The organism is Clostridium sp. FP1 (genome assembly GCF_011065975.2).
GTDB classification, from domain to species: Bacteria; Bacillota; Clostridia; order Clostridiales; family Clostridiaceae; genus Clostridium_AD; species Clostridium_AD tagluense.
In genome coordinates this window covers 3,216,300-3,240,461 of record NZ_JAAMNJ020000001.1, presented here as the reverse complement: position 1 = coordinate 3,240,461, position 24,162 = coordinate 3,216,300, and the positions used below count along the sequence as shown (strand labels likewise).

At 32.2% G+C, this 24,162-nt stretch carries 21 protein-coding genes; 19 read left to right on the top strand and 2 right to left on the bottom strand.

All coding sequences use genetic code 11. The features are described from left to right. The 10 genes from secF to G9F70_RS15770 all read left to right on the top strand — a co-directional run bounded on the left by secF (nt 1) and on the right by G9F70_RS15770 (nt 11,190). Entirely contained in the window at nt 1–879 is an 879-nt protein-coding gene (gene secF / locus G9F70_RS15815; RefSeq protein ID WP_164943883.1) for a protein translocase subunit SecF, read from the top strand. 155 nt (nt 880–1,034) lie between these two features. Beyond that, entirely contained in the window at nt 1,035–1,913 is an 879-nt protein-coding gene (locus G9F70_RS15810; RefSeq protein WP_164943882.1) for a DHH family phosphoesterase, read from the top strand. A gap of 112 nt (nt 1,914–2,025) precedes the next feature. Beyond that, nucleotides 2,026–2,583, top strand: coding sequence for an adenine phosphoribosyltransferase (locus G9F70_RS15805; RefSeq protein WP_263577345.1), 558 nt, complete (start codon nt 2,026–2,028; stop codon nt 2,581–2,583). 120 nt (nt 2,584–2,703) lie between these two features. Beyond that, on the top strand, nt 2,704–4,905 hold the full coding sequence (locus tag G9F70_RS15800; protein WP_164943880.1) for a RelA/SpoT family protein: 2,202 nt from the start codon (nt 2,704–2,706) through the stop codon (nt 4,903–4,905). 33 nt (nt 4,906–4,938) lie between these two features. Then, nucleotides 4,939–5,385: a D-aminoacyl-tRNA deacylase gene (dtd, locus tag G9F70_RS15795; RefSeq protein WP_164943879.1), complete on the top strand. Its 447-nt coding sequence runs from the start codon at nt 4,939–4,941 to the stop codon at nt 5,383–5,385. 10 nt (nt 5,386–5,395) lie between these two features. Beyond that, nucleotides 5,396–6,004 carry an MBL fold metallo-hydrolase gene (locus G9F70_RS15790; protein ID WP_164943878.1) on the top strand — a complete coding sequence of 203 codons (609 nt, stop codon included), beginning with the start codon at nt 5,396–5,398 and terminating at the stop codon, nt 6,002–6,004. Nucleotides 6,005–6,059: 55 nt separating this feature from the next. After that, nucleotides 6,060–7,487, top strand: coding sequence for a coproporphyrinogen III oxidase (locus tag G9F70_RS15785; protein ID WP_164943877.1), 1,428 nt, complete (start codon nt 6,060–6,062; stop codon nt 7,485–7,487). Nucleotides 7,488–7,578: 91 nt separating this feature from the next. Further along, nucleotides 7,579–8,832: a histidine--tRNA ligase gene (gene hisS / locus G9F70_RS15780; protein WP_164943876.1), complete on the top strand. Its 1,254-nt coding sequence runs from the start codon at nt 7,579–7,581 to the stop codon at nt 8,830–8,832. 56 nt (nt 8,833–8,888) lie between these two features. Continuing rightward, complete coding sequence (aspS, locus tag G9F70_RS15775; RefSeq protein ID WP_164943875.1) at nt 8,889–10,673, top strand: aspartate--tRNA ligase; 1,785 nt, start codon at nt 8,889–8,891, stop codon at nt 10,671–10,673. A gap of 229 nt (nt 10,674–10,902) precedes the next feature. Further along, entirely contained in the window at nt 10,903–11,190 is a 288-nt protein-coding gene (locus G9F70_RS15770; protein ID WP_224617608.1) for a metal-sensitive transcriptional regulator, read from the top strand. Between the two features lie 31 nt (nt 11,191–11,221). Here G9F70_RS15770 and G9F70_RS15765 read toward each other — a convergent pair whose 3' ends face one another. Together G9F70_RS15765 and G9F70_RS15760 are read right to left on the bottom strand one after the other, a co-directional pair. Beyond that, nucleotides 11,222–11,647: a threonine/serine exporter family protein gene (locus G9F70_RS15765; RefSeq protein ID WP_124999263.1), complete on the bottom strand. Its 426-nt coding sequence runs from the start codon at nt 11,645–11,647 to the stop codon at nt 11,222–11,224. Beyond that, entirely contained in the window at nt 11,644–12,417 is a 774-nt protein-coding gene (locus G9F70_RS15760; protein WP_164943874.1) for a threonine/serine exporter ThrE family protein, read from the bottom strand. The genes G9F70_RS15765 and G9F70_RS15760 overlap by 4 nt, the downstream gene beginning before the upstream one ends. Before the next feature lie 405 nt (nt 12,418–12,822). Between G9F70_RS15760 and glyA the strand changes: the two genes are divergently transcribed. From glyA to oraE, 9 genes are all read left to right on the top strand, one after another. After that, complete coding sequence (glyA, locus tag G9F70_RS15755) at nt 12,823–14,049, top strand: serine hydroxymethyltransferase (RefSeq protein ID WP_164943931.1); 1,227 nt, start codon at nt 12,823–12,825, stop codon at nt 14,047–14,049. Between the two features lie 171 nt (nt 14,050–14,220). Next, the gene (locus G9F70_RS15750) at nt 14,221–15,489 is read left to right on the top strand and encodes an ATP-binding protein (protein ID WP_164943873.1); all 1,269 of its coding nucleotides are present in this window, start codon (nt 14,221–14,223) and stop codon (nt 15,487–15,489) included. Next, nucleotides 15,486–16,316, top strand: a complete 831-nt coding sequence (locus G9F70_RS15745; RefSeq protein WP_164943872.1) for a DNA-binding domain-containing protein — start codon at nt 15,486–15,488, stop codon at nt 16,314–16,316. Before G9F70_RS15750 ends, G9F70_RS15745 begins: the two co-directional genes overlap by 4 nt. A 208-nt stretch (nt 16,317–16,524) precedes the next feature. Beyond that, on the top strand, nt 16,525–18,033 hold the full coding sequence (locus tag G9F70_RS15740) for an alanine/glycine:cation symporter family protein (RefSeq protein ID WP_164943871.1): 1,509 nt from the start codon (nt 16,525–16,527) through the stop codon (nt 18,031–18,033). Nucleotides 18,034–18,172: 139 nt separating this feature from the next. Continuing rightward, on the top strand, nt 18,173–19,567 hold the full coding sequence (locus G9F70_RS15735; RefSeq protein ID WP_164943870.1) for a sigma-54 interaction domain-containing protein: 1,395 nt from the start codon (nt 18,173–18,175) through the stop codon (nt 19,565–19,567). A 239-nt stretch (nt 19,568–19,806) separates the two neighbouring features. Continuing rightward, nucleotides 19,807–20,097 carry a 2-amino-4-oxopentanoate thiolase subunit OrtA gene (gene ortA / locus G9F70_RS15730; RefSeq protein WP_124999275.1) on the top strand — a complete coding sequence of 97 codons (291 nt, stop codon included), beginning with the start codon at nt 19,807–19,809 and terminating at the stop codon, nt 20,095–20,097. Between the two features lie 37 nt (nt 20,098–20,134). Next, the gene (gene ortB / locus G9F70_RS15725) at nt 20,135–21,547 is read left to right on the top strand and encodes a 2-amino-4-oxopentanoate thiolase subunit OrtB (protein WP_164943869.1); all 1,413 of its coding nucleotides are present in this window, start codon (nt 20,135–20,137) and stop codon (nt 21,545–21,547) included. A 30-nt stretch (nt 21,548–21,577) separates the two neighbouring features. After that, nucleotides 21,578–21,943, top strand: coding sequence for an ornithine aminomutase subunit alpha (locus G9F70_RS15720; protein WP_164943868.1), 366 nt, complete (start codon nt 21,578–21,580; stop codon nt 21,941–21,943). Then, a complete protein-coding gene (gene oraE / locus G9F70_RS15715; RefSeq protein ID WP_164943867.1) occupies nt 21,943–24,159 on the top strand; it encodes a D-ornithine 4,5-aminomutase subunit OraE in 2,217 nt (738 codons plus the stop codon). Before G9F70_RS15720 ends, oraE begins: the two co-directional genes overlap by 1 nt. The last annotated feature ends 3 nt before the right edge of the window (nt 24,160–24,162 follow it).

The window sequence follows — 24,162 nt, the reverse complement described above, 5'->3', positions numbered from 1 at the left end:
ATGCTAAAAATAGTTGAAAAAACTAAATTATGGTTTGCTATGTCTCTATTCGTTATTATAATAGGAATGGGATTCATGGTAACAAAAGGACTAAACTTAGGTATAGATTTTAAAGGTGGTACAAAACTTGATATAAAGATGAATCAGGCTTTTGTAAAGGCAGATGTAGATAAAATAATAGACAAACATGCAAAAAATGAGTATTTGTCAAAAACATTAGATGAAGGCAAAAATTTGGAAATAACCGTAAAGAGTGATGCGCTTACCGCTGATCAAACAGCAACCATGGTAAAAGAAATTAAGACCCAGTTTAAATCTAGTGAATTAATTTCAGAAAATACAATTGGTGCATCTGTTGGTAGTGAATTAAAATCAAAGGCAATAACTGGTTTGATTATTGCTATAATTTGTATGCTGATATATATCGGTATAAGATTTGAATTTAAGTTTGGAGCTGCAGCAATAATTGCATTATTGCATGATATTCTAATTATGGTTGGGGTATACGCAGTATTCCGAATACAGGTAAATGCAACTTTTATAGCAGCTATTCTTACTGTAGTTGGTTACTCTATTAATGATACTATAGTTATATTTGATAGAATAAGAGAAAATCAAAAAAATATGAGAAAATCTTCTATAGAAGAGATTACAAATACAAGTGTTACACAAACTATGGCAAGATCAATAAATACAGTTGCTACAACACTATTTACTATAATTGCAGTATATATATTTGTACCATCTATAAGAGAACTTAGTTTCCCATTAATAATCGGTATACTAGTTGGATGCTATTCTTCAATCTTTATAGCAAGTCCAGTTTGGGTAATTCTTAAAAAAAGAAGTATTAAGGAAACTAAGAAAGCAAGAGCATAAGAGGCAATTGCTGGAGTTACACTTTTGCTCAAATAGTTAAAAATTAAAGACAGAGAAGTATGATGTATTAATTACTTCTTTGTCTTTTTTAATTTTGTTAAATAAGAAATTTAAAATTTATTTTATTTTTTTATTAACTTTGAGGAGTTTTTATAATGGATTATCTTAAAGACATGCAGGTGAATAATAATGACTTTATAGATTATAATATGTATAATCCATTTTTATTAAAAGGGATGGAGGCTGCATTATTTAGAATTGTCAAAGCTATAAATGAAAGAGAAAAAATAGTCCTTTATGGATTTTATGATGTAGATAGTATTACGGCAATTTCCTTATTGATGCTCGTGCTTAAGTTTCTAAATGCTGATGTTGAGTATTTTATACCAGGTGAATGTAGTGAAAGTCGTGATTTATGTGAAAGTGATATTACTAGTCATATAAAATATTTAGGCCCAGGACTTATAATAACCTTAGGCTGTGGCATAAATTCTTTCAGTGAAATAGAATTATGCAAATACATGGGAATTGATGTTATAATCACAGATTTTCATGAACCCATTAATATAGCCCCAGACACCATTGTTGTGAATCCAAAACAGAAGGGTTGCGATTATCCTTTCAAGGGGTTATGTGCCTGCGGAGTAGCCTTTAAAATAGCACAAGCAATATCATCCTACTACAAGATGAAGTCCATAAACAAATATATGGATTTGGTAATGATAGGTACTGTTTCTAGTAAAACAAAGCTTGAGAGTGAGAATAGAATATTTGCTCAGGAAGGCATAAAGCAATTAAAAAGCACAAATAATTATGGGTTTTGTGCACTACTAAAAACTCATAATATTCTTGTTATTAATGAAGATACAGTATCGAAATTAGCATTAACAGTAATGCCTACCATTAATGCCGTTGGAAGAATGGATAATGCTAAGATTGTTGTTGAGTTATTTATTACCTCAGATAGTAATAGAGCGCTACAGATATCAAAGTACTTAGATAAAGAATTAAAACATAGTCTCATAGATAGGTGAGATACTACATAATCTTTGTGTTGCATAAATAGCTCATTATAATATATAATAGGCAGTATAATATATTATAATGAGCACTATTGATGAAAAAAATAGTCGGATTTTGGTACAGATGTACACGTTGACTTTATTTTTTTGGGGGGGAATTATCGTGGATTTAAAAAATAGTATTAGAATAATAGAGGATTTTCCGAAAAAAGGTATCAGCTTTAAAGATATAACTACCTTACTACAAGATCACAATGCCCTTAAATACACTATAGATGAAATGGTAGTATATTTAAAAGATAAAAAAATAGATGTTATAGTAGGACCAGAGGCAAGAGGGTTTTTATTTGGTGTACCAGTTGCCTATGCCCTTGGAGCAGGATTCGTACCAATTAGAAAACCTTGCAAGTTACCTTATGACACTATAGAGATTGAGTACGATCTTGAATATGGCTCAGATAAACTTGAAATTCATGCAGATGCCATAAAACCTGGACAAAAGGTAGCTATAGTGGACGATTTACTTGCTACTGGTGGAACAGTTGCAGCAGTAACAAAACTTATAGAACAAATGGGTGGAGAAGTTGTTTCTTTAAACTTTGTAATTGAGTTAACAGGCCTTAATGGAAAAGACAAATTACAGGGTTATGATATAATGTCTCTTGTAAAGTACGATATTTAATTCTTATTTAAATTTATGTAGTAAATTAAAATTGCATAATTCTACATAATATTATATAATATTAGTAAAAAGTATCGGCTGGTTAATTAAACCAGCCTTTGATTTTAGGAGTGTATAAGCATGTTGGAAAAACTATTATATAAGATTGAAAATAATTGTAATATTCTAGATAAAGAGCTTATTCTTAAGGCCTTTAATTTTTCTTATGCTGCGCATAAAGAGCAAAAGAGAGAATCAGGAGAGCCTTATATTGTGCACCCATTGGAGGTAGCCTGTATTTTGGCAGAAATGGGGCTTGATACTAGCACTATTGTTGCGGGCTTACTTCATGATGTAATTGAAGACACAGTATATACTTATGAAGATATAACTAGGGAATTTAATATAGAAGTAGCAAATTTAGTTGAGGGTGTAACAAAGCTTGGACTCATAAAATATAAGACTAAGGAAGAGGAACAAGCAGATAATATTCGCAAGATGCTACTCGCTATGGCAAAGGACATTAGAGTTATCCTTATTAAGCTTGCAGATAGACTTCATAATATGCGTACCCTAAGATATATGCCCATTGCAAATCAAAAGTTAAAGGCAAAAGAAGTTTTGGATATTTATGCTCCACTAGCTCACAGACTTGGAATGTCTAAAATCAAATGGGAACTAGAGGACTTATCACTTAGATATTTAAACCCAAATGAATATTATAATTTAGTACGGAAAATTGCAGAAAAAAGAGTTGAGCGAGAAGAAAATATCAGCAACATAATAACAGAATTAAAATTCAACTTAAATATTGTAGGAATAGATGCTGACATTGATGGAAGGCCAAAACATTTTTATAGTATTTACAGAAAAATGGTTGAAAAAAACAAAACTTTAGATCAAGTTTTCGATTTGACTGCAGTTAGAATTTTAGTTAATGATATTGGAAATTGCTATGCAGCTCTAGGAATAGTGCATACAGTTTATAAACCAATTCCGGGAAGATTTAAAGATTATATTGCAATGCCTAAACCCAACATGTATCAATCTCTTCATTCAACAGTAATTGGACCACAGGGTAAACCTTTTGAAATCCAAATTAGAACCTATGAGATGCATAAAACTGCAGAATATGGCATTGCTGCTCATTGGAAATATAAAGAGGGCACAGAGGGTGAAGATAATCCAGAAGGAAATAATGAGGAAAATTTCGATTCTAAACTTTCATGGTTAAAAGATATTCTTGAATGGCAAGGGGAAACCTTTGACGCAGAAGAGTTTATGGAAGGGTTTAAAATTGATTTGTTTTCTGACGAAGTTTTTGTGTTTTCGCCAAAGGGAGAGGTTATTAATTTACCACTTGATGCAACACCAATTGATTTTGCATACAGAATTCATACAGACATAGGACATAGGTGCATGGGTGCAAAGGTGAATGGGAGAATGGTACCACTAGAATATCATCTAAAAACCGGAGAAATAGTTGAAATTGTAACTTCACCTGCACCTAAGGGCCCTAATATTGATTGGCTTAATATTACAAAGAGTAATCAAGCTAAAAGTAAAATTAAAGCTTGGTTTAAAAAGGCTAAAAGAGAAGAGAGCATTGAAAAGGGTAAAGAAGTATTAGAAAAAGAATCAAAAAGGCAAGGACACAATTTTGGAGAAATTGCTAAGGGTGAAGCCATAGAAAAAATATACAAGAAATATAATTTTAAAGCTATTGATGATTTATTTGCTTATGTTGGAGTAGGGGATATTATGCCTTCCACTGTAGTTAATAGATTGAGAGAGGTTTTTGAAAATAAAAATAAAACGGAAAATTTGACAATAGAAGACATTGAACAAAAAATAACCAAGACTTCGGCTAAAGATGAGAAAAAGAAATTGGATTTTCAAGGGTTAATAGTCAAAGGTGAGGGCAATGTACTTGTAAGGTTTGCTAAGTGCTGTAATCCAGTTCCAGGAGATGAAATAATAGGTTATATAACTAAGGGACGAGGAGTTTCGGTTCATAGATGTGACTGTAAAAATGTTGAAGCCTTAATGAAAAATGAAATTAATAAAGTTGTTGAAGTAAGCTGGGGCGCTTCTGAGGGAAAAGGCTATATTACTGAAATTGAAATTAAAGCAGATGATAGGTATGGTTTATTGTCCGACATAATGGAAGTAATAACAGTAACAAAAACTCAGTTATATTCAATTAACGCAAAAACACTAAAAAATAATGTGGCTTTAATAAATATAAAATTAAGAGTTTCTGATACAGAGCATTTGAAGGAATTGCAAAAGAAAATCACTAAATTATCTGGGGTAATAGAAGTATACAGAATTAAAAACTAAAGGATATTTTTTCTATTTAGGAGATGAATATTTATGAGAGCAGTAGTGCAAAGAGTAAAGTCATCAAAGGTTGAAGTAGATGGTAAATTACGGAGTGAAATAGGGTTTGGTTTAAATGTTCTACTAGGTATTAGCGAGGAAGATACGGAAGACGATGTAAAATACCTAGTAGATAAGATATTAAATCTTAGGATTTTTGAAGAAGATGAAAAAATGAATAAGTCACTAATAGACGTAGAGGGAGAAATGCTTGTGGTTTCTCAATTTACGCTATATGGGGATTGTAGAAAAGGCAGAAGACCGAATTTCATGAGAGCACTTGGTGGAGATGGAGCGAAAATACTATATTTAGAATTTGTTAAACAGTGCAAGGCAGTATTAGGTGATGTTAAAACCGGAGATTTTGGAGAAGATATGCAGGTTTTTATACAAAATGATGGACCAGTAACTTTACTTATAGAGAGCAAGAAAGAGTTCTAGGAGGTATAAAATGGAAATTAAACGACTTATTACAGGAATATATGGATCAAATTGCTATATTGTAATGGATGAGACTACAAAAGAAGCTGTAGTACTAGATCCTGGTGGAGACGTGGATGATATTACTCGTGCTATAGATATTATGGGTGCGAAAGTTACGTATATACTTTTGACTCATGGGCATTTAGATCATACCACTGGTGTGGCGCAGTTAAAAGCCATCACAAATGCAACAGTATGTATAAGCAAAGCAGATGATGATTTAATAACAAAGGGCGAGTATTTATTTGGTCCTCTTATTGAAGGTGGTGCAGATAAGTTATTAAAGCAGTGGGATGTAATAAAAATTTCTAACTTAGAGTTCACTTGTTTAGACACACCAGGTCATACACCTGGTGGTATGTGCTTTAAAGTTGAAAACTGTGTTTTCACTGGAGATACTCTTTTTGCAGGTTCCATTGGAAGAACAGATTTTGCAGGAGGAGATTTTAATACTATAATTATGAGTATAAAATTAAAACTTCTATGCCTTCCTGAATCCACCATAGTGTATCCTGGTCATGGACCAAGTAGCACAATAAACAATGAAAAATTAAGCAACCCTTTTTTACAAGATTAATATAGAGCATTATAGGAATAAGAATTTTTTAAACTATGGTTCGTAAGGAGTTAAAATGATTAAGGTAAAATTAAATAATGAAGAATTTAATTATGATGTATATCAAATGATAAATTTATTTTTTTTATTCGCTGATATTAAATTTGTAGAAGAAAATTATGATTTTAATATTGAAGTAAAGGAAGATATAGTAACAATAAAAAAAGACTCTGAAAGTTTTGAATACAAAGTTGATAATTCCTATAAACTAAAGGATGAAGTAAAAAAAGCTGTTTTTTTATATTTTTCAAAGAGCACAGAAAATCAGCTGCCTTGGGGTACCTTAATAGGAATTAGGCCTTCTAAAAAAGCTCTTGAACTATTACAAGAGGGATATTCGGAGGAAGCCATCATAGCGCAGTTCAAAGAAAAACATGTTGCAAGAGAAGATAAAGCACAACTTTGTATTGATGTTGCAAAGTTTGAGAAAAATATTGTTAATAAAAACAAGGACAATATAAGTGTTTATATTGGCATGCCCTTTTGTCCTACACGTTGTCTATACTGTTCTTTTGCCTCAAATCCTATAGAAAGTTGCAAAGACATAGTACAGCCTTATCTTGAGGCACTGTCTCATGAGATTAAAGAGATAAGTAATTACATCAAAGAAAAGAAGCTAAATATTGAATGTGTTTATTTTGGAGGTGGTACCCCCACTTCTGTAAATGATGAGCAATTTGAATATATAATGAAATGTATTTATGAAGCTTTTACTCAGAATAACAATGTACGTGAATTTACTGTAGAATGCGGAAGGCCCGATAGTATAACTTTTAATAAGTTAACTACTATGAAAAAGTATGGAGTGCATAGAATAAGTATTAATCCTCAAACTATGAATGATGATACCTTGAAATTAATTGGTAGAAGTCATTCCGTAGATAGCGTTACTCAAAAGTTTGATATGGCAAGGCAATTAGGGTTTGATAATATAAATATGGACTTAATAGTAGGACTTCCTGGGGAGAAAATTTCACATATAATAAAAACTTGTGATAAAATATTTGAAATTAAACCTGATAGTATTACAATTCATGGCTTGTCTATAAAAAGAGCTTCTAAGCTCCATGAAAAGATGCTTAATAACTATAAGTTTGTAATTCCTGGTCAAGAAGAATTAAACCAAATGTATGAGCAGACGGTGGAATTATCTAAAAAACTTAATATGAAACCTTATTATATGTATAGGCAGAAAAATATGGTGGGTAATATGGAGAATATTGGATATAAAACACCGGGTAAAGAAGGAATATATAATATTCAAATGATTGAAGAAAAGCAGACAGTTATAGCACTTGGTGCAGATGCTGTTTGTAAAGTTGTTTTTTTAGAGGAAAACAGGCATGAAAGGTTTGCAAATATTAAGGATGTTCGCGAGTACATGAAAAGGATAGATGAGATGATAGAAAAGAAAATTGAGCTACTGGAAACTTTGTATAGTTAAAAATTGAAGTTTATGTTTATAGTTGAAAATGGAAAGTTAAAACTTTCAACTTTCCATTTTCAATTTTCAACGGAGTAAGAGGAGGTATAAAATGGATATTCAAGCACCTAAGGGTACTAAAGATATACTACCTGAAAATATTTATAAATGGCAGTATGTAGAGAATTTATTCAGAAAATTATGTTCTGTATATGGTTGCCGCGAAATTAGAACACCTATGTTTGAACATACTGAATTGTTTAAAAGAGGCGTAGGAGAAACTACAGATGTGGTTCAAAAGGAAATGTATACTTTCGAAGATAAGGGTGGACGCAGTATTACACTAAAACCAGAGGGAACAGCACCTGCAGTAAGAGCATTTATAGAAAATGGGCTATTTAATGAGGTGCAACCTACAAAATTGTATTATTTTACTCCTTGTTTCAGATATGAGAAAATGCAAAAGGGAAGATTTAGAGAGCACCATCAGTTTGGGGTTGAAGTTTGTGGATCTGTGGAAGCCTCCATTGATGCTGAGGTAATTAGCCTTGTTATGAGAGTGTATAAAGAGCTTGGAATAGAAGGTGTTCAATTAAAAATCAACAGTATGGGATGTCCGAGTTGTAGAAAAAAATATAACGGAGCATTAAAAGAATTTTTAGGGAATAAATATGAAGAGCTTTGTGAAACTTGCAAAAGTAGATTTGAAAAAAACCCACTAAGGATCTTAGATTGTAAAGTTAATAGTTGTAAGGGAATAGTTAGCGGTGCTCCAATTATATCTGATTACATTTGCGACGAATGCTCTACTCATTTTGAAAGCTTAAAAAATTACCTTAGGGTTATGGAAATACACTTTGATGTGGATCCACTTATAGTGAGGGGACTGGATTATTACACTAAAACTGTATTTGAAGTACTTGACAAAAATGGCCTTGCACTTTGCGGTGGTGGAAGATATGATAATTTAATTAAACAAATAGGTGGACCAGATGTTCCAGCTATGGGTTTTGGTATGGGAATTGAAAGACTATTAATGTCACTTGAAGAAAATAATATAGAGATTCCAAGTGAAAAATACATGGAGCTTTATGTTGGTTCTATGAATGAAGCATCTAAATGTGAAGCAATTAAAATTGTGAATTCTCTTCGCGAAAAGGGAATAAAATGTGAATGCGACCATATGGACAAAAGTGTAAAAGCTCAAATGAAATATGCAAATAAGATTGAGGCCTACTATACAATTATTTTAGGTGAAGATGAAATTAAAACAAGAATTGCTAAAATAAAAAGAATGTCTGACAGGCAGCAGTTTGAAATTAAATTAGATAGGTTACAAGAAATTATTGATATAGTAAAAGCATAAATTACAACCATGAGCAAAAAGGTTAAGGTTGACATTAAAGAGAGGAAGGGAACAAAATGGCAGAAGCATTAAACGGCTTAAAAAGAACAAATATGTGTGGCGATCTTCGTGAAACACATATATCAAATAAAGTAACAGTAATGGGCTGGGTTGGAACAAAAAGAAACTTAGGAGGACTTGTTTTTATCGATTTAAGAGATAGAACAGGACTATTACAGGTAGTATTTGGAGAAGAAATAAACAAAGAAGCTTTTGAAAAGGCGGATTTAGTGAAACCAGAGTACTGTATTGCTATAACTGGAGAAATAATTAAAAGACAATCTCCTAATGATAATATGCCAACTGGGCAAGTAGAGCTTAAAGGAGAAAGTATAAAGATATTGTCTGAATCAGAAACTCCACCTATATATATAAAAGAAGATTTAGATGCCTCAGAAAATATACGTCTAAAATATAGGTATCTTGATTTAAGAAGACCAGATATGCAAAAAATCCTTATGATACGCCATAAAACAGCTAAGGTAATTCGTGACTTTTTGGACGAAAATGGTTTTTTAGAAATAGAAACACCTATGCTTACAAAAAGTACTCCAGAAGGTGCTCGTGATTATTTAGTTCCAAGTAGGAATTACCCAGGAAACTTTTATGCACTTCCACAATCACCACAATTGTTCAAACAATTATTAATGGTTTCTGGATATGATAAGTATTTCCAAATTGCAAGATGTTTTAGAGATGAGGATTTAAGATCAAATAGGCAACCTGAATTTACGCAAGTAGATATAGAGATGTCATTTGTGGAAGAGGAAGATGTTATAGCTGTAAATGAAGCACTAATTAAAAAAGTATTTAAAGAAGTAGTAAATGAGGATGTTATGCTTCCTATGAAAAGAATAACATACAAAGAGGCTATGGATAAATATGGTTCAGATAAACCTGATTTAAGATTTGGAATGGAAATAGTGGATATTAGTGAAGAAGTACGTGAATGTGAATTTGTAGTATTTAAAAATGCCATAGATAATGGTGGGTCAGTAAGAGCTATAAAAGTTGCGAATTCTGCAGATATGGGAAGAAAAAAACTAGACAAATTAGGTGAGTTTGTTAAAACTTACAAAGCAAAAGGTCTTGCCTATATTGCGTATAAAGAAGATGAGATTAAATCCCCTATAGCTAAGTTCTTAAGTGAGACGCAAATGCAAGCTATATTAAATAAGGTAGAAGCAAAGACTGGAGATTTAGTACTTATTGTTGCGGATAAAGATAGCATAGTATTACAATCATTAGGTGCATTAAGATTACAGTTAGCTAAAGAACTAGAAATATTAAAAGATAATGTGGAATTTAATTTTGTATGGGTTACAGAATTTCCACTGGTAGATTATAACGAAGAAGAAAATAGATATGTAGCAGCTCATCATCCGTTTACAATGCCAATGGATGAAGATTTACAGTATTTAGAGTCAGAGCCAGGTAGAGTTAGGGCCAAAGCTTATGATATGGTATTAAATGGTGAAGAATTAGGTGGAGGAAGCATAAGAATACATGATTCTAGCCTACAAGAAACTATGTTTAAAGTTTTAGGATTTACTCAGGAAAAAGCATGGGAAAGATTTGGATTCTTACTAGAAGCGTTTAAATTTGGACCACCACCACATGGCGGACTTGCTTTTGGACTAGATAGAGTAGTAATGTTCTTAGCCGGAACAGAAAATATTAAAGATGTAATAGCTTTCCCTAAAAATCAAAATGCTTTCTGTCCAATGACCCAGGCACCAAATATGGTTGATGACAAGCAACTTGAGGAATTAGGTATCGCAAAAGCAGAGATAAAGAAGTAATATACCAATAGAATATAGTTAAGTGAAAACAGCATAATATTCTTATATTATGCTGTTTTTACGTTTATAATTTTAAAATTTATGTATTAATTCCATTGCTTACCTCTTGATTTGTAATAATTCTGATGCTATAATTATAAATAGTACCTATACCGGGTATGATGATAGAACTAAAATTTACAATTAACCATGGACAGTGGTTCACTATATTATATATAGGAGTGATAAAATGACAAAGGAAAAAGATAAAGCAATGAATGATGAGCTAGTGAGAGATATTCAAGTGAGACTAAGGAAAATTGAAGGACAGGTTAAGGGTATAGAAAAGATGGTGACAAGTGAAGTTTGCTGCAAGAATATATTGGTTCAAGTTGCGGCTGCTCGCGCTGCTATGAGTAAGGTCGGTGGTTTAGTTTTAGAGAGATATACAAAAAACTGTCTTTTACATGATGATGACCCAATTGAAGAAGAAAAAATTCAGGAGTTAGTTTCAACATTTCTTATGTTTTTAAAATAAAAAATAAAGAAGTAAAATTTGTTAACAAATTTTACTTCTTTATTTTTTTGAAAATTGTACTTATGGAGGATACAAAAACTATTCCAATTGCAATAGCACCTGCACTAAACAAAGTTACTACACCTTTGGATAGAGAAGCATCAAAATTCCCCTTTACTGCTTCAAGAGTTGCATAATACATTCCACCACCTGGAACAAGAGGTATAATTGCACAAATTATAAATAGGGTCACAGGACTCTTATAAATCCTTGCCATTATTTCTGAGTAAACACTACCTATCAGGGAGGCTAGAAACAATGAAAAAACTAATGAGGGCTGTAGTCTTGCGGAAAGAAGATAAGTAAACCAGCTAAGACCTCCTCCAATTGATGCTATAATTAGGTTTTTACCTCTGATATTAAATAGTACTCCAAAACCAAGAGAACTTAAAAAAGCATAAAATGAATTAAGAATCATATTAAACCACCTCCAAATAGCAATACCCATATTTTGAAAATTATACTTGTGCCTGCAGATATGGCGATAGCTACGAATAGCGCTTCTATTGACCGTGATACGCCAGAAACTAAATCACCAGCAATAGTATCTCGTATTGCATTTGTTATAGAAATACCAGGTACGAGTATCATTATAGACCCTATTATTATAGTATCCATATTACCAACTATTCCTAAAGCTGCTGCTATAAGGGCTACGGTTGCAGCTAAGGCACCACCAAGCATATTTTTCAGAAAACCATTTACCTCTAATTTATCTAAATATCCACCTGAATAATTTATAAGAGCTCCAATTATAAAGGCTACAAAAAAATCTTTATAATTTCCGCCAAAAAGCAAGGTGAAAAATCCTGAAGAGCCAGCAGCAAAAAATGTGGTGGTCTTATAAGAATAGGGTGGTATATTATTAATATATTCAATTTCTTTTTTCATTTCATAAGTGGATATGGGTTTTGTAACTATTTTTCTAGACAGATTGTTGATCATCTCAACCTTACGAAGATTAACCGTTCTATTATTTATTCTTCTAACTAATGAAATGGTTTTATTTTCACTGTTAGTTATAGAAACCATAATGCCCGTGGGAGTAACAAAACTTTCAGTGTGTGGTATGCCATAGGACTTACATATCATACTAATTGTTTGCTCAACTCTATAAGTTTCTCCGCCATTTTCGAGTATGATTTTACCAGCGTCAGTGGCTACATGAATAATATCATCAATATGCATGGTATCTCCTTTCAGTATAAAATTAATTTTAGATTTTATAGCTATTATAAATCGTAAATATAAAATTATGTTTATTATATTATAATAAATTCGCACTATCATTATATACCATAAATCTAATAAAATATTATTTTTTGGAAAATTGAATTATTTGTTATTGTTTGTAGTGCAAAATATCATACATACCTATAGTAATATGCTATAAAGTGTTTTAAAATCTCATAATAAGTGTATTTCCCAAATAATTCAGAACATTTCGGGAAAATTTTCATCTTTAGGTTGATTAATAGGTTATTAAATTTTATAATAGGGGTATAATATTATTTTCAAAAATTTATTTAATTTCAAAATTAGAAACCAAAATAATAATTTAATTTAAAAGATGAGAGGAAGGGTACTTATATGATGGAATATTTAAAAAAGAGTGATTTAAAAGTTTACGAAATTATTCAAGAGGAGGATGCAAGACAAGAGGATCATATAGAACTAATTGCTTCTGAAAATTTTGTTAGCAAAGCTGTAATGGAAGCAAATGGGTCTATATTAACGAATAAATATGCAGAAGGCTATCCTGCTAAAAGATATTATGGTGGTTGCGAGGTAGTGGATAAAGTAGAAGATTTAGCACGGGATAGAATGAAAGAACTTTTTGGTGCAGAGCATGCTAATGTTCAACCTCACTCAGGTTCACAAGCTAATATGGCCGTATACTTTTCTGTACTAAAACCAGGAGATACAGTACTTGGTATGAATTTAAGTCATGGTGGACATTTAACTCATGGGAGTAAAGTAAACTTTTCAGGAATTTTATATAACTTCATTCCTTATGGAGTTAATCTAGAAACAGAGACTATAGATTACGCGCAAGTGCTAGCACTTGCTAAAGAGCATAATCCTAAGATGATAGTTATTGGGGCTTCTGCTTACCCAAGAGCTATAGATTTTGCAGCCTTTAGGGAAATATGCGATGAAGTTGGAGCTTATATGTTTGTAGATATGGCTCATATAGCAGGGCTTGTAGCAACAGGAGCACATCAGTCTCCAGTGCCTTATGCTGATTTTGTTACAACTACTACTCATAAAACATTAAGAGGACCTAGAGGTGGAGCAATCTTATGTAAAGAAAAATATGCAAAACAAATAGACAAGTCTATTTTCCCAGGTATGCAAGGTGGACCATTAATGCAGACTATAGCTGCTAAAGCTGTTTGTTTTGGAGAAGCTCTTAGACCAGAATTCAAAGTTTACATTGACCAAGTAGTTAAAAATGCAAAAGTACTAGGTGAAGAGCTTTTAAAATATGGTTTTAAATTAGTATCAGGCGGTACAGATAACCATCTTTTACTTATAGAATTAACAAATAAAAATATAACGGGTAAAGAAGCTGAAAAGCTATTAGACCTTGTGGGTATTACTGTAAATAAAAATACTGTACCAAATGAAACATTAAGCCCATTTGTTACAAGCGGTATAAGAATTGGAACACCGGCTGTAACTACAAGAGGATTTAAGGAAGCAGAAATGAAAATAATAGCGGGACTTATGAATGAAACTATAGAAAATAGAGAAGGCAATATAGAAGAGATTAGAGAAAAAGTAGTTCAATTAGGTAGTAAGTTTCCTTTATATTAGTGCAATTGAGTAGTAAATAAAAAAATAATTTTATAGTATAGTCAATGGCATCTGCTTAGGAGTAGGTGCTTTTGTTTATTTATTATAAAATAATTTAAGGTCTTTAAAGTGTTAGATTTAATTAATTTGATATATAATGATATTATATATCATTATATAAGGGAGAAAATCATGAAAAAGATAAAATCCATTTTTATTATTTCTATAGGCATCGCCTTAGCATCTCAAGTTAATATAAATTTTTTTGTGCCAGGATTTATAATAACCTTGTCAGTTGTAATATTGCCTGTTTTCATTTATTTTTATAAGGAATTTAATGCAATGGAAATTATCTTTGCAACTGGTATAATGTCTCCCCTTTATAGGGGAATATTCTTATACGTTGGGACTAATAATTTACATACTACCCTTGGGTTTATAGGCGCTGATATTTTGTTTTATTTTAGCTATGGAATATTATTTTATTTATTCTATTTGAGGAAAGCAAAAACGAATTTAACAGATTTATTTTTTTCGGTATTTTTCTGTGATTTTCTTTCAAACATTATAGAAATTAACACAATGCTTTGTTTCAAGGGGTATAGCTATATATTGTTCCAAGATTTAGCAATTATAGCCTTTATAAGAACTGCAATAGCAATATCTATAATATTACTACTGAAATATTACAAATTTTTACTGATAAAGGATGAGCATGAAGAAAGATATAGAAAATTAATTTTAATGACTTCAAGTGTAAAAAGTGAAATTTATTTTATGAACAAAAACAATTCGGATATTGAAGATGTTATGAAAAAAGCCTATTATCTTTATAAAGTCATATCGCAGCAAAACTATCCCTTAGATTTAAAAAACATTTCTCTTGATATAGCAAAAGATGTACATGAAATAAAAAAGGATTATATCAGCGTTATAAAAGGATTAGAAGAAATGGTTGGAGAAAAAACGGATAGGGTGAAAATGAATATTAGAGACATGGCAAATATTATTGAGATGGATGTAAAGGATCATATAAAAAGAAATAAATCTAATGCAAGTTTAAACTTCGAAGTAATAGATAATTTTAATGTGAAGGAACATTTTTATTTGGTTTCCGTATTGAGGAACCTTATTTACAATAGCATAGAAGCTATGGAAGAAATGAAGAATGGGAATATAAATATTTCTATTAGAAAGAGCCAAGGGTACTATATTTTTCTTATATCCGATAATGGCAAAGGCATAAAAGATAAAGATATTGAATATATTTTTAATCCTGGATTTTCAACAAAATTTAATACAGAGACTGGTGACATTTGCCGTGGTATAGGACTTGCCCATGTAAAAAGCATTGTTAATGATATTTTTTCAGGTACTATAGAAGTTCATTCGGAAGTGGATAAAGGAACGGAATTTACTATAAAAATAAAGGAAGATATAATGGAAGGAGAAGCTATATGAGATACTATATTGCCGATGATGACATAAGCATGGTAAGAATACTCACTAATATAATAGAAGAAGACAATTCATTTGAAGTTATAGGTTGCTCAAATAATGGTGAAACTGCTTATAACGAAATATTTTTATTAAGCCCTGATATTGTACTTGTAGATTTTCTCATGCCTAAAATGGATGGAAATACTCTTGTACAGCGGCTTAAAATATTAAAACCTGATATTTGTTTTATTATGATATCTCAGGTTTTAGATAGTGAGCTTATCGCAGATTCATACAAATCAGGAATAGAATTTTTTATAAATAAACCCATTAATAAAATTGAAGTGGAAAAAGTGATTTCAAAAGTTGCAGAAAAAATTGAAATGAAAATGATGTTGTCTAATATAAAGAAAATGTTAAAAAGTTCGGAACAGCCCAATGTGGATATAAAGGATAGCCTAAAGGAAGTAAAACACGTTTTAAGTATTCTTGGAATGCTTGGTGAAAAAGGAACAACAGATATAATCAAAATATGTACACTTATAATTGAAACAAAAAAATCCTTTTCCGAATCTAATTTAGAGGAACTGTTCACTTGCTTTGGAGACACTCCAGAGATTGTAAAACAAAGGATTCGAAGGTCCATTAAGAATGGACTAGAGAATATGGCAAACTTAGGAATTGAAGATTATATGAATGAAACTTTTAATACTTATGCAAATGTACTTTTCGATTTTTCCAGCGTGAGAGCTGAGATGGATCATATAAAAGGGAAAAAAAATACTGGAGGCAAAATTTCTATAAATAAATTTTTTGAAGGACTTCTACTATATTGTGAAATAGGCTGAAAAATAGTAGTATTAACAATAAGATATATTCAGAATTCTGAATATTTTTTTGATTTAAATTGAGTATTTTTGAAATGATCATATTATAATGGAGGAAAAATAAATAGAAAACGATTATTTATTTGATTTGGAAAGTGATTAAAAAAATTTAAGGATGTATCTACAGAATAGCTAAAATTAAAAAAATATTATAGGGGAGGTTTAATAAATGGATTTTGCTACTTTAACAGGTAAAATCGCGGGTCTGCTTTGGAGTACGGGTTTGATTTATCTTTGTTTGGGATCTGGAATTTATTTTTCATTACGAATGAAATTCCCACAACTACGCCTAATTAAAGACATGGTGGGGCAATTGTTTGGAGGAAAGAGCTCTACAAAAGGTGTTTCGTCTTTTCAAAGCTTTGCTATGGCATTAGGTGGACGAGTAGGTGTTGGAAATATTGCTGGAGTTGCTACTGCAATATTCTATGGTGGTCCAGGAGCAATCTTTTGGATGTGGATTATTGCTTTCTTAGGGGCAGGCTCGGCATACGCAGAATCTGCACTAGCCCAGGTGTGGAAAGAAGACATTTCAGGTGATTACCGTGGAGGTCCGGCGTACTATATAGAAAAAGGTCTGAAAAATAAACCTTTTGCTATACTGTTCGCTATAGTAACCATTATAGGAAATGGTTTTACCGGTCCAGGTATCCAAGCATTTAACATTGCAGAGTCATCAAAAAACGCTTTTGGTATTTCTCCAATTATTACAGGAGTATTTGTTGCTGTTTTATTCGGATTTGTAATTTTCGGTGGAATTAAAAGAATAGGTAATTTTGCTGGAGCAGTTGTTCCATTTATGGCAGGTGCTTATATCCTAATTGCTTTAGTTATTTTGGTTATAAATTTTAAAAATGTACCAGCAATGCTTGGTTTAATCTTCAGTTCTGCATTTAACCTTAATGCAGCATTCGGTGCTATATTTGGAAATGCAGTTATGTGGGGAGTAAAAAGGGGACTTTACTCTAACGAAGCAGGAATGGGGAGTGGTGCACAGGCTTCCGCAGCTGCTGAAGTATCTCACCCAGCAAAACAGGGTCTTGTTCAAGCTTTCTCAGTATATGTGGATACATTATTCGTTTGTACTGCAACTGCACTTATGATACTCTCTACAGGGAAATATAATGTTGTAAATCCTGCTGGCGGGTTTATAGTGGAGCATCTTCCAGGAGTTGGCGTTGGTACTGCCTTCGCTCAAGAATCTATAAACACAATGATTCCCGGTCTTGGTAGTCCATTTATTGCTATAGCAATATTCTTCTTTGCCTTCACTACATTGCTAGCATTTGGATATTATACAGAGAGTAATGTAGCATATCTATTTAATAAAAATAAGAAATTTAAAACAATTACATTTCTCACAAAAATCATTTTAATAATATCTACATTTTACGGAACAATCCGTACATCGAGTGTGGCCTGGAATCTTGCAGACATTGGTGTTGGTATGATGGCATGGCTGAATATTATTGCTATTATACTATTATCAAAACCTGTTTTTGCAACTCTTAAAGACTATGAGCAGCAAAAAAAGATGGGCTTAGACCCTGTTTTTGTTCCTAAGAGATGCGGGATTAAGGGTGCAGAAATATGGGATGACATCGTTGAAAAGAACTATGGAGAACAGTTGTCAGCATTGAAAGAAAAGGTAGGAGATATTAATAAACCAATGGTTTAAATTATTGTACCACCAACTAGCGAAATGTATAGTAAAATCTATATATTTCGTTTTTTTTTAGATTAAAAATAAATTTACAATAAAATTCCATGTGGTATAATTAATTTAAAGTGTAAATACTCCATTAGGGAGGGGTAATATGGATAGTGAAATTCTAAATGCAGAAAAAATACTAGAATGTCTATTAGAAAATTTGGAGGAAGGAATTCAAGTAGTAGATAAGGATGGCAAGACTATATATTATAATACTGTCATGGGAAAAGTAGAAGGTATAAAGCCTAGTGAAGTCTTAGGTAAAAAAGTTAGTGAGTATTTAGAGGATGTAAAAGAAGATGATTCTACCCTTATGAATGTATTAAAGACTGGTGAAAAAATTGTGGGCTTAATACAACATTATGGCAATGGATATAAGAAAAAAGTCACTACTATAAATACTACAGTGCCAGTAACCCTAGATAATAAGGTTATAGCGGTGATTGAAATAGCAAAAGATATGACTCAGTTAAAAGAGCTAACTGAAAGTATTTGTAAATTGCAAAATCTAGATAAAAAAATTAATAGTCATTATACTTTTAGTGATATATATGGTGATAATCCTATTATGAAAACTGCTATTGAAAAAGCTAAAAAAGCTAGTATGTCAAGTTCCTCTGTATTAATATATGCAGAAACTGGATCAGGTAAAGAAGTGTTTTCTCAAAGTATTCATTATGATGGGTTAAGAAAAAATAAGCCTTTCATACCTATAAATTGTGCAGCCATTCCTGCACTACTTCTAGAGGGAATGCTTTTCGGTACAGAAAAGGGTGCTTTTACAGGGGCAGAAAATAAAAAAGGATTATTTGAGGAGGCAAATCATGGGACCATTTTATTAGATGAAGTTAATTCACTAGAACCTTATCTTCAATCTAAACTTTTAAGAGTACTGCAAGAGGGGTATATAAGACCCATTGGAGGTACTAAAAGTATAGATATTGATGTAAGAATAATAGCTACTTTAAATGAGGAACCAGAGAAACTTATTGAAAGTGGTAAATTAAGAAAAGATTTTTATTATAGGTTATGTGTACTCAGAATAAATATACCTCCACTAAAAGAGAGAAAAGATGATATTCCTATATTTGTGAATAAGTTAATTGAAAGATATAACAAAATTCTATGTAAAAATATAATAGGTATTGATGAAGTTATGATGAAAAAACTTCAAGAATATAATTGGCCAGGAAATGTGCGTGAGCTGACAAATGTTATTGAAGCTGCAATAAATATGGCAGACTACAATTCCATTTTAACAGAAAACTATTTTGATTTTAGAATAGCCTGTGATAATAGTAACAATGCTCAAGACATTATCACAAATGATGATGGGAACTTCCATTTAGAAAATTATATGAGTGAAATCGAAAAGACCATAATAGAAAAATCATTAAAAAAGAATAAATTTAATGTTAGTAAAGCGGCTAGGCAACTTGGCATTTCGAGACAAAATCTTCAATACAAAATAAAAATACATAAAATATTAGTAGAATATTAAAAAAAAGCAAGAATTCTTGCTATGTATGCAAAATATTATGCATACATAGAAACCCAAGTAAACAGATGGACAACCATAAATAACCAATTTTAATTTTGAGTTATATAAAAAATATGCAGAATATTTTGCGAATAATAAACACATGTATTTAAGCACTGGCTTAGATACATGTGTTTTCTATTTGGCACAGAAATTGCTCTATGTAAATAAAATACTTTCAAATATGGGAGGTAAAAATTATGATAAAAAAAGGCACCTGGGTTGAAGTAGAAGAAATCGTTTTGCTACCAGAAGATAGAGCTACAAATATACCAGATGAGACAAAAAAAACTCCACTTAAGAGTTGGACACGCGGAAAGTGCCTTAGCGATTGTGAACTTGGAGATAAGGTACAAATTGAAACTAATATAGGCAGAATTTCTAGCGGGGAAGTTGTAGACATAGAGCCAGGATACTACCATACCTATGGTAAATATGTTGAAGAAATAAGTAATATAGGAAAACAAGCTAGAGAAATAATAGCAAAATAGTAAGGTTTAATGATAATTTAAGAGGAGGTAATAAAGGGTGAATAAATATGAAGAGCTTATGGAACGTAAGAATGAAATAATTCTTAAATCTATAGGAATAGATTATAGTAAATATGAAACTGGCAAACTTTCCTTTGATTATGAAGGATTGATGAAAGATGTTGGATATTGCTTAGAGGAAGTTAAAGAAATTCAAAATGAGGTAGGGGTAGGAAATACTCCGTTAATAGAGCTGAAAAACATTACAAAACTTGCAAGGAAGACTTCAAAAACTGGACATGCAGCTAGAATATTTGCAAAGGATGAAAGTTGTAACCCTTCTGGTAGTTTTAAAGATAGACGAGCATCTATATCTGTATATGATGCAATGAAGAGAGGATACATTGGCGTAGGAGCAGCTACTTCAGGTAATTATGGAGCAGCGGTTGCATCACAAGCCAACATTAGGGGTCTTAAATGTATAATAGCAAACGAATGTTATGATTCAAAAAAAATAGGGCAGCCAGAAATATTAGAAAAGGGAAGAAAGTGTGAGGGACTTGGAGCAGAAGTTATTAGGCTTTCCGTAGGACCTGAATTGTTTTATACTTACCTAAAAATACTTGAAGATACAAAATATTATAATGCGTCTTTATATTCTTCTTACGGTGTAGCTGGAATTGAAACACTAGGATATGAAATAGCTGAGCAGTGTAGAGAAAAATTTGGTAAAGATCCTGATGCAGTTATTATAACTCATGCAGGTGGTGGAAATGTTACTGGTACTGCAAGAGGGCTTATTAAGGCAGGTGCTGTGAAAACGAAAATAATAGGAGCATCAGTTGATCTTTCCGGACTTCATATGGCCTCAGACATAGACTTTAATAAGAAATCGTTTACAACAGGCCATACAGGCTTTGGTATTCCGTTTATGACAAATCCTGACAGGTCAGATGTACCTAGAAGTGCAGCACGGCCACTAAGATATTTGGATAGATATGTAACTACCTCTCAAGGTGAAGTATTTTGGATGACTGAAATACTCGCGGGGCTTGAAGGACTAGAAAGAGGACCAGCAGGCAATACATCTTTAGTAGCAGCTTTTGCAATTGCTCAGGAATACGATGATGATGCCATAATAGTTGTGCAAGAGACTGAATATACTGGAGCTGGAAAACATTTAATACCTCAGCTTAATTTTGCTAAAGATAACGGCATTAAGGTTTATGTAGGTGATCCTAAAGAGCAAATACCAGGCGTTAATATAGTAATTCCATCTCATCCAGAAGTAGTAACAGTCACAGATGTTGATATGGAAGGGCTAAAAAATTCCTACATAAAAAATTGCCTTAACAAATTGATAGATAATAAGGTGGAAAAAGTTGATATCAGGTTTTTATCCTTAGAAACAAAACTAAGTATGGAAAAAACAGTTGAAATATTAAAACAACATAATATTGAAATAGATTAAGTACTAAAATTTTTAGGAGGAATTTAATTTATGAAAAGAGAAGATGATTTTGAAATAAGAAGGGAACATTTGAAAGGTCTTACCGAGGAGCAATTATATGATAGATTTTGGAACTTAACTGAGGAAATTGTAAAACCTATTGTGGATTTAGCTTATACTCATACATCACCATCTATAGAGAGGTCTGTAGTACTCAGAATGGGATTTTCAAGTTTGCAGGCAAAACCATTAATTGATTATGGTACGAAATATAATTTACTTGGGAAAGGTATTGGAAATGTTATTTTAACTTATGCAAAAATTAAGAACATGGATTACCTTAAAGCAGGAGAGGAATTGTGCAGAGGAATAGGCTGGGATATAGTATCAGAAAAAATGAAGGGAAGTGACAAGTAATGGTTGAAAAGTTAGAAGAAAATATAAAACTTAATGTGGAAGAGATATTAAAAGACTTAGATAAATATGAACCAAAATGGAGAGGTTGGCACTGGAGAGAAGAAAATAAAGAAGGAAAAGTAGGAGAGTTTACATACCATGAAATATCAGCTCCACTAAAGAAAAGCCATGGTCTTCCAGCAGCAAGAAGCTTTGAGGGTATAGACCCACAACCAAGACCTGTTATTACTACAGAAATAGCTTCAGGAAGATTTGAAGATGATATAAGAAGAATGAGAATGGCTGCATGGCATGGTGCGGATCATTTAATGGTTATAAGGACAATGGGGCAAAGTCATTTTGATGGATTACTTGAAGGAAGCCCAGAAGGTATAGGTGGCGTTCCAATAACTAGAAAAGAAGTTAGAGCAACAAGAAAAGCTATAGATTTAATAGAAGAAGAAGTAGGAAGAAGAATTAATTTCCATTCCTATGTATCAGGTGTGGCAGGTCCAGATGTAGCAGTTATGTTCGCAGAAGAAGGGGTTAATGGAGCTCATCAAGATCCACAATACAATGTTCTTTATAGAAATATAAATATGTATAGATCCTTTGTAGATGCAGCAGTAGCAAAAGGTGTAATGTGCTGGGCAAATATCCTTCAAATAGATGGTGCACATAATGCCAATGCAACAGCTATGAAGGGCTATAAGGTAATGCCAGAGCTAATGGTTCAACATGCTATAAATTCTTGTTTTTCAGAAATGGTAGGAATGAAACCAGAAAATATTGCATTGTCTACTGTACCACCAACTTCAGCACCAGCACCTTGCATGAGATATGATTTGCCTTATGCAGTGGCGCTTAGACATTTCTTTAAAAAGTACAAAATGAGAGCTCAGATGAATACAAAATATGTAGAGTCTTGTGAAAGAGAAGCTACAGTTGGTCATACATTGAATTTATTAATATCAGAATTAACTTCCGTGGACATTCAAAGTACTATAACTCCTGATGAAGGACGTAATGTTCCATGGCATTATAATAATATTCATGCTATAAATACTACAAAACAATCCTTTTTAGGTATGGATGGTCTAATGGACATGATAGAACTTAAGAAGACTGGATATTTACCTGAAAAAGCTAGAGAACTTGAAGAAAGAGCCATAATGTTCCTTGAAGAAATGATAGAAGTAGGGGGTTATTTTAAATCAGTTGATGCTGGATTCTTTATAGATTCAGGCGAGTATCCTGAAAGAAATGATGATGGTATTGCAAGAAAGATGGATGGCGGAGATGCTGTGGATACAATAGTTTTAAGAGACAGTGATTATTTTGCACCAGTTTGTGGTCATTTTGGCTTTAATAATGTTCCGAGTGAATATAAAAAAGCTTGTGATGCAATCCATGAATGTACCTTATGCAACCATTCAAAAATTCAATATATTGATGAATTAGATGAAAATGATAATGTATTTAAGAGAATGGAAAAAGTTAAAGAAGATGGTACTATTATTCCGGAAGTTCAATGGGCAAAAGACGGGTACGTTAAAGTTACTCTATTTATACCAGAAAATGAGCAGATTAGTGAGGCTGCAGCCCTTGAAATGGGCAAGCGAATGAACCTTAAAAATGTTGAAGTTCTTCATAAACAAGTTCTGCAAAAATCTGAAGGTTGTCTTGTAGAAATTAAGGGTGTTTGCGATTTTACTCCTGTAAAACGTGATGAATTAGTACTTCCTAAGAGAAGAAAAGTGTTATCAAATCAAGTTATGAAAGATTATGTAAAAGAGCACCCAATAAAAGTTGCCGCAGCTACTGTAGGTGAAGATGAACATTCAGTAGGACTCAGAGAAGTTATTGATATAAAACATGGTGGAGTTGAAAGATTTGGTATACAAGCAGTTTACCTTGGAACCTCCTGCCCAATAGAAAAATTAGTAGATGCCGCTATAGAATCAAAAGCTCAAGCAATACTATGTAGTACAATCATTTCTCATAATGATGTGCATATAAAGAACATGAGAAAGCTTAATGATTTATGCATCGAAAAAGGAGTAAGAGATAAAATTATACTTGTTTCTGGTGGTACACAAGTAACAGATGATATAGCTAAAGCAAATGGTATGGATGTTGGATTTGGTCGCGGATCAAATGGTACAGCTGTTGCATCCTTCATAATTAAAAGGTTAATGGGTATTGCTGATAATGAAGAAGAGGAAGAAGAAGCATAAAAG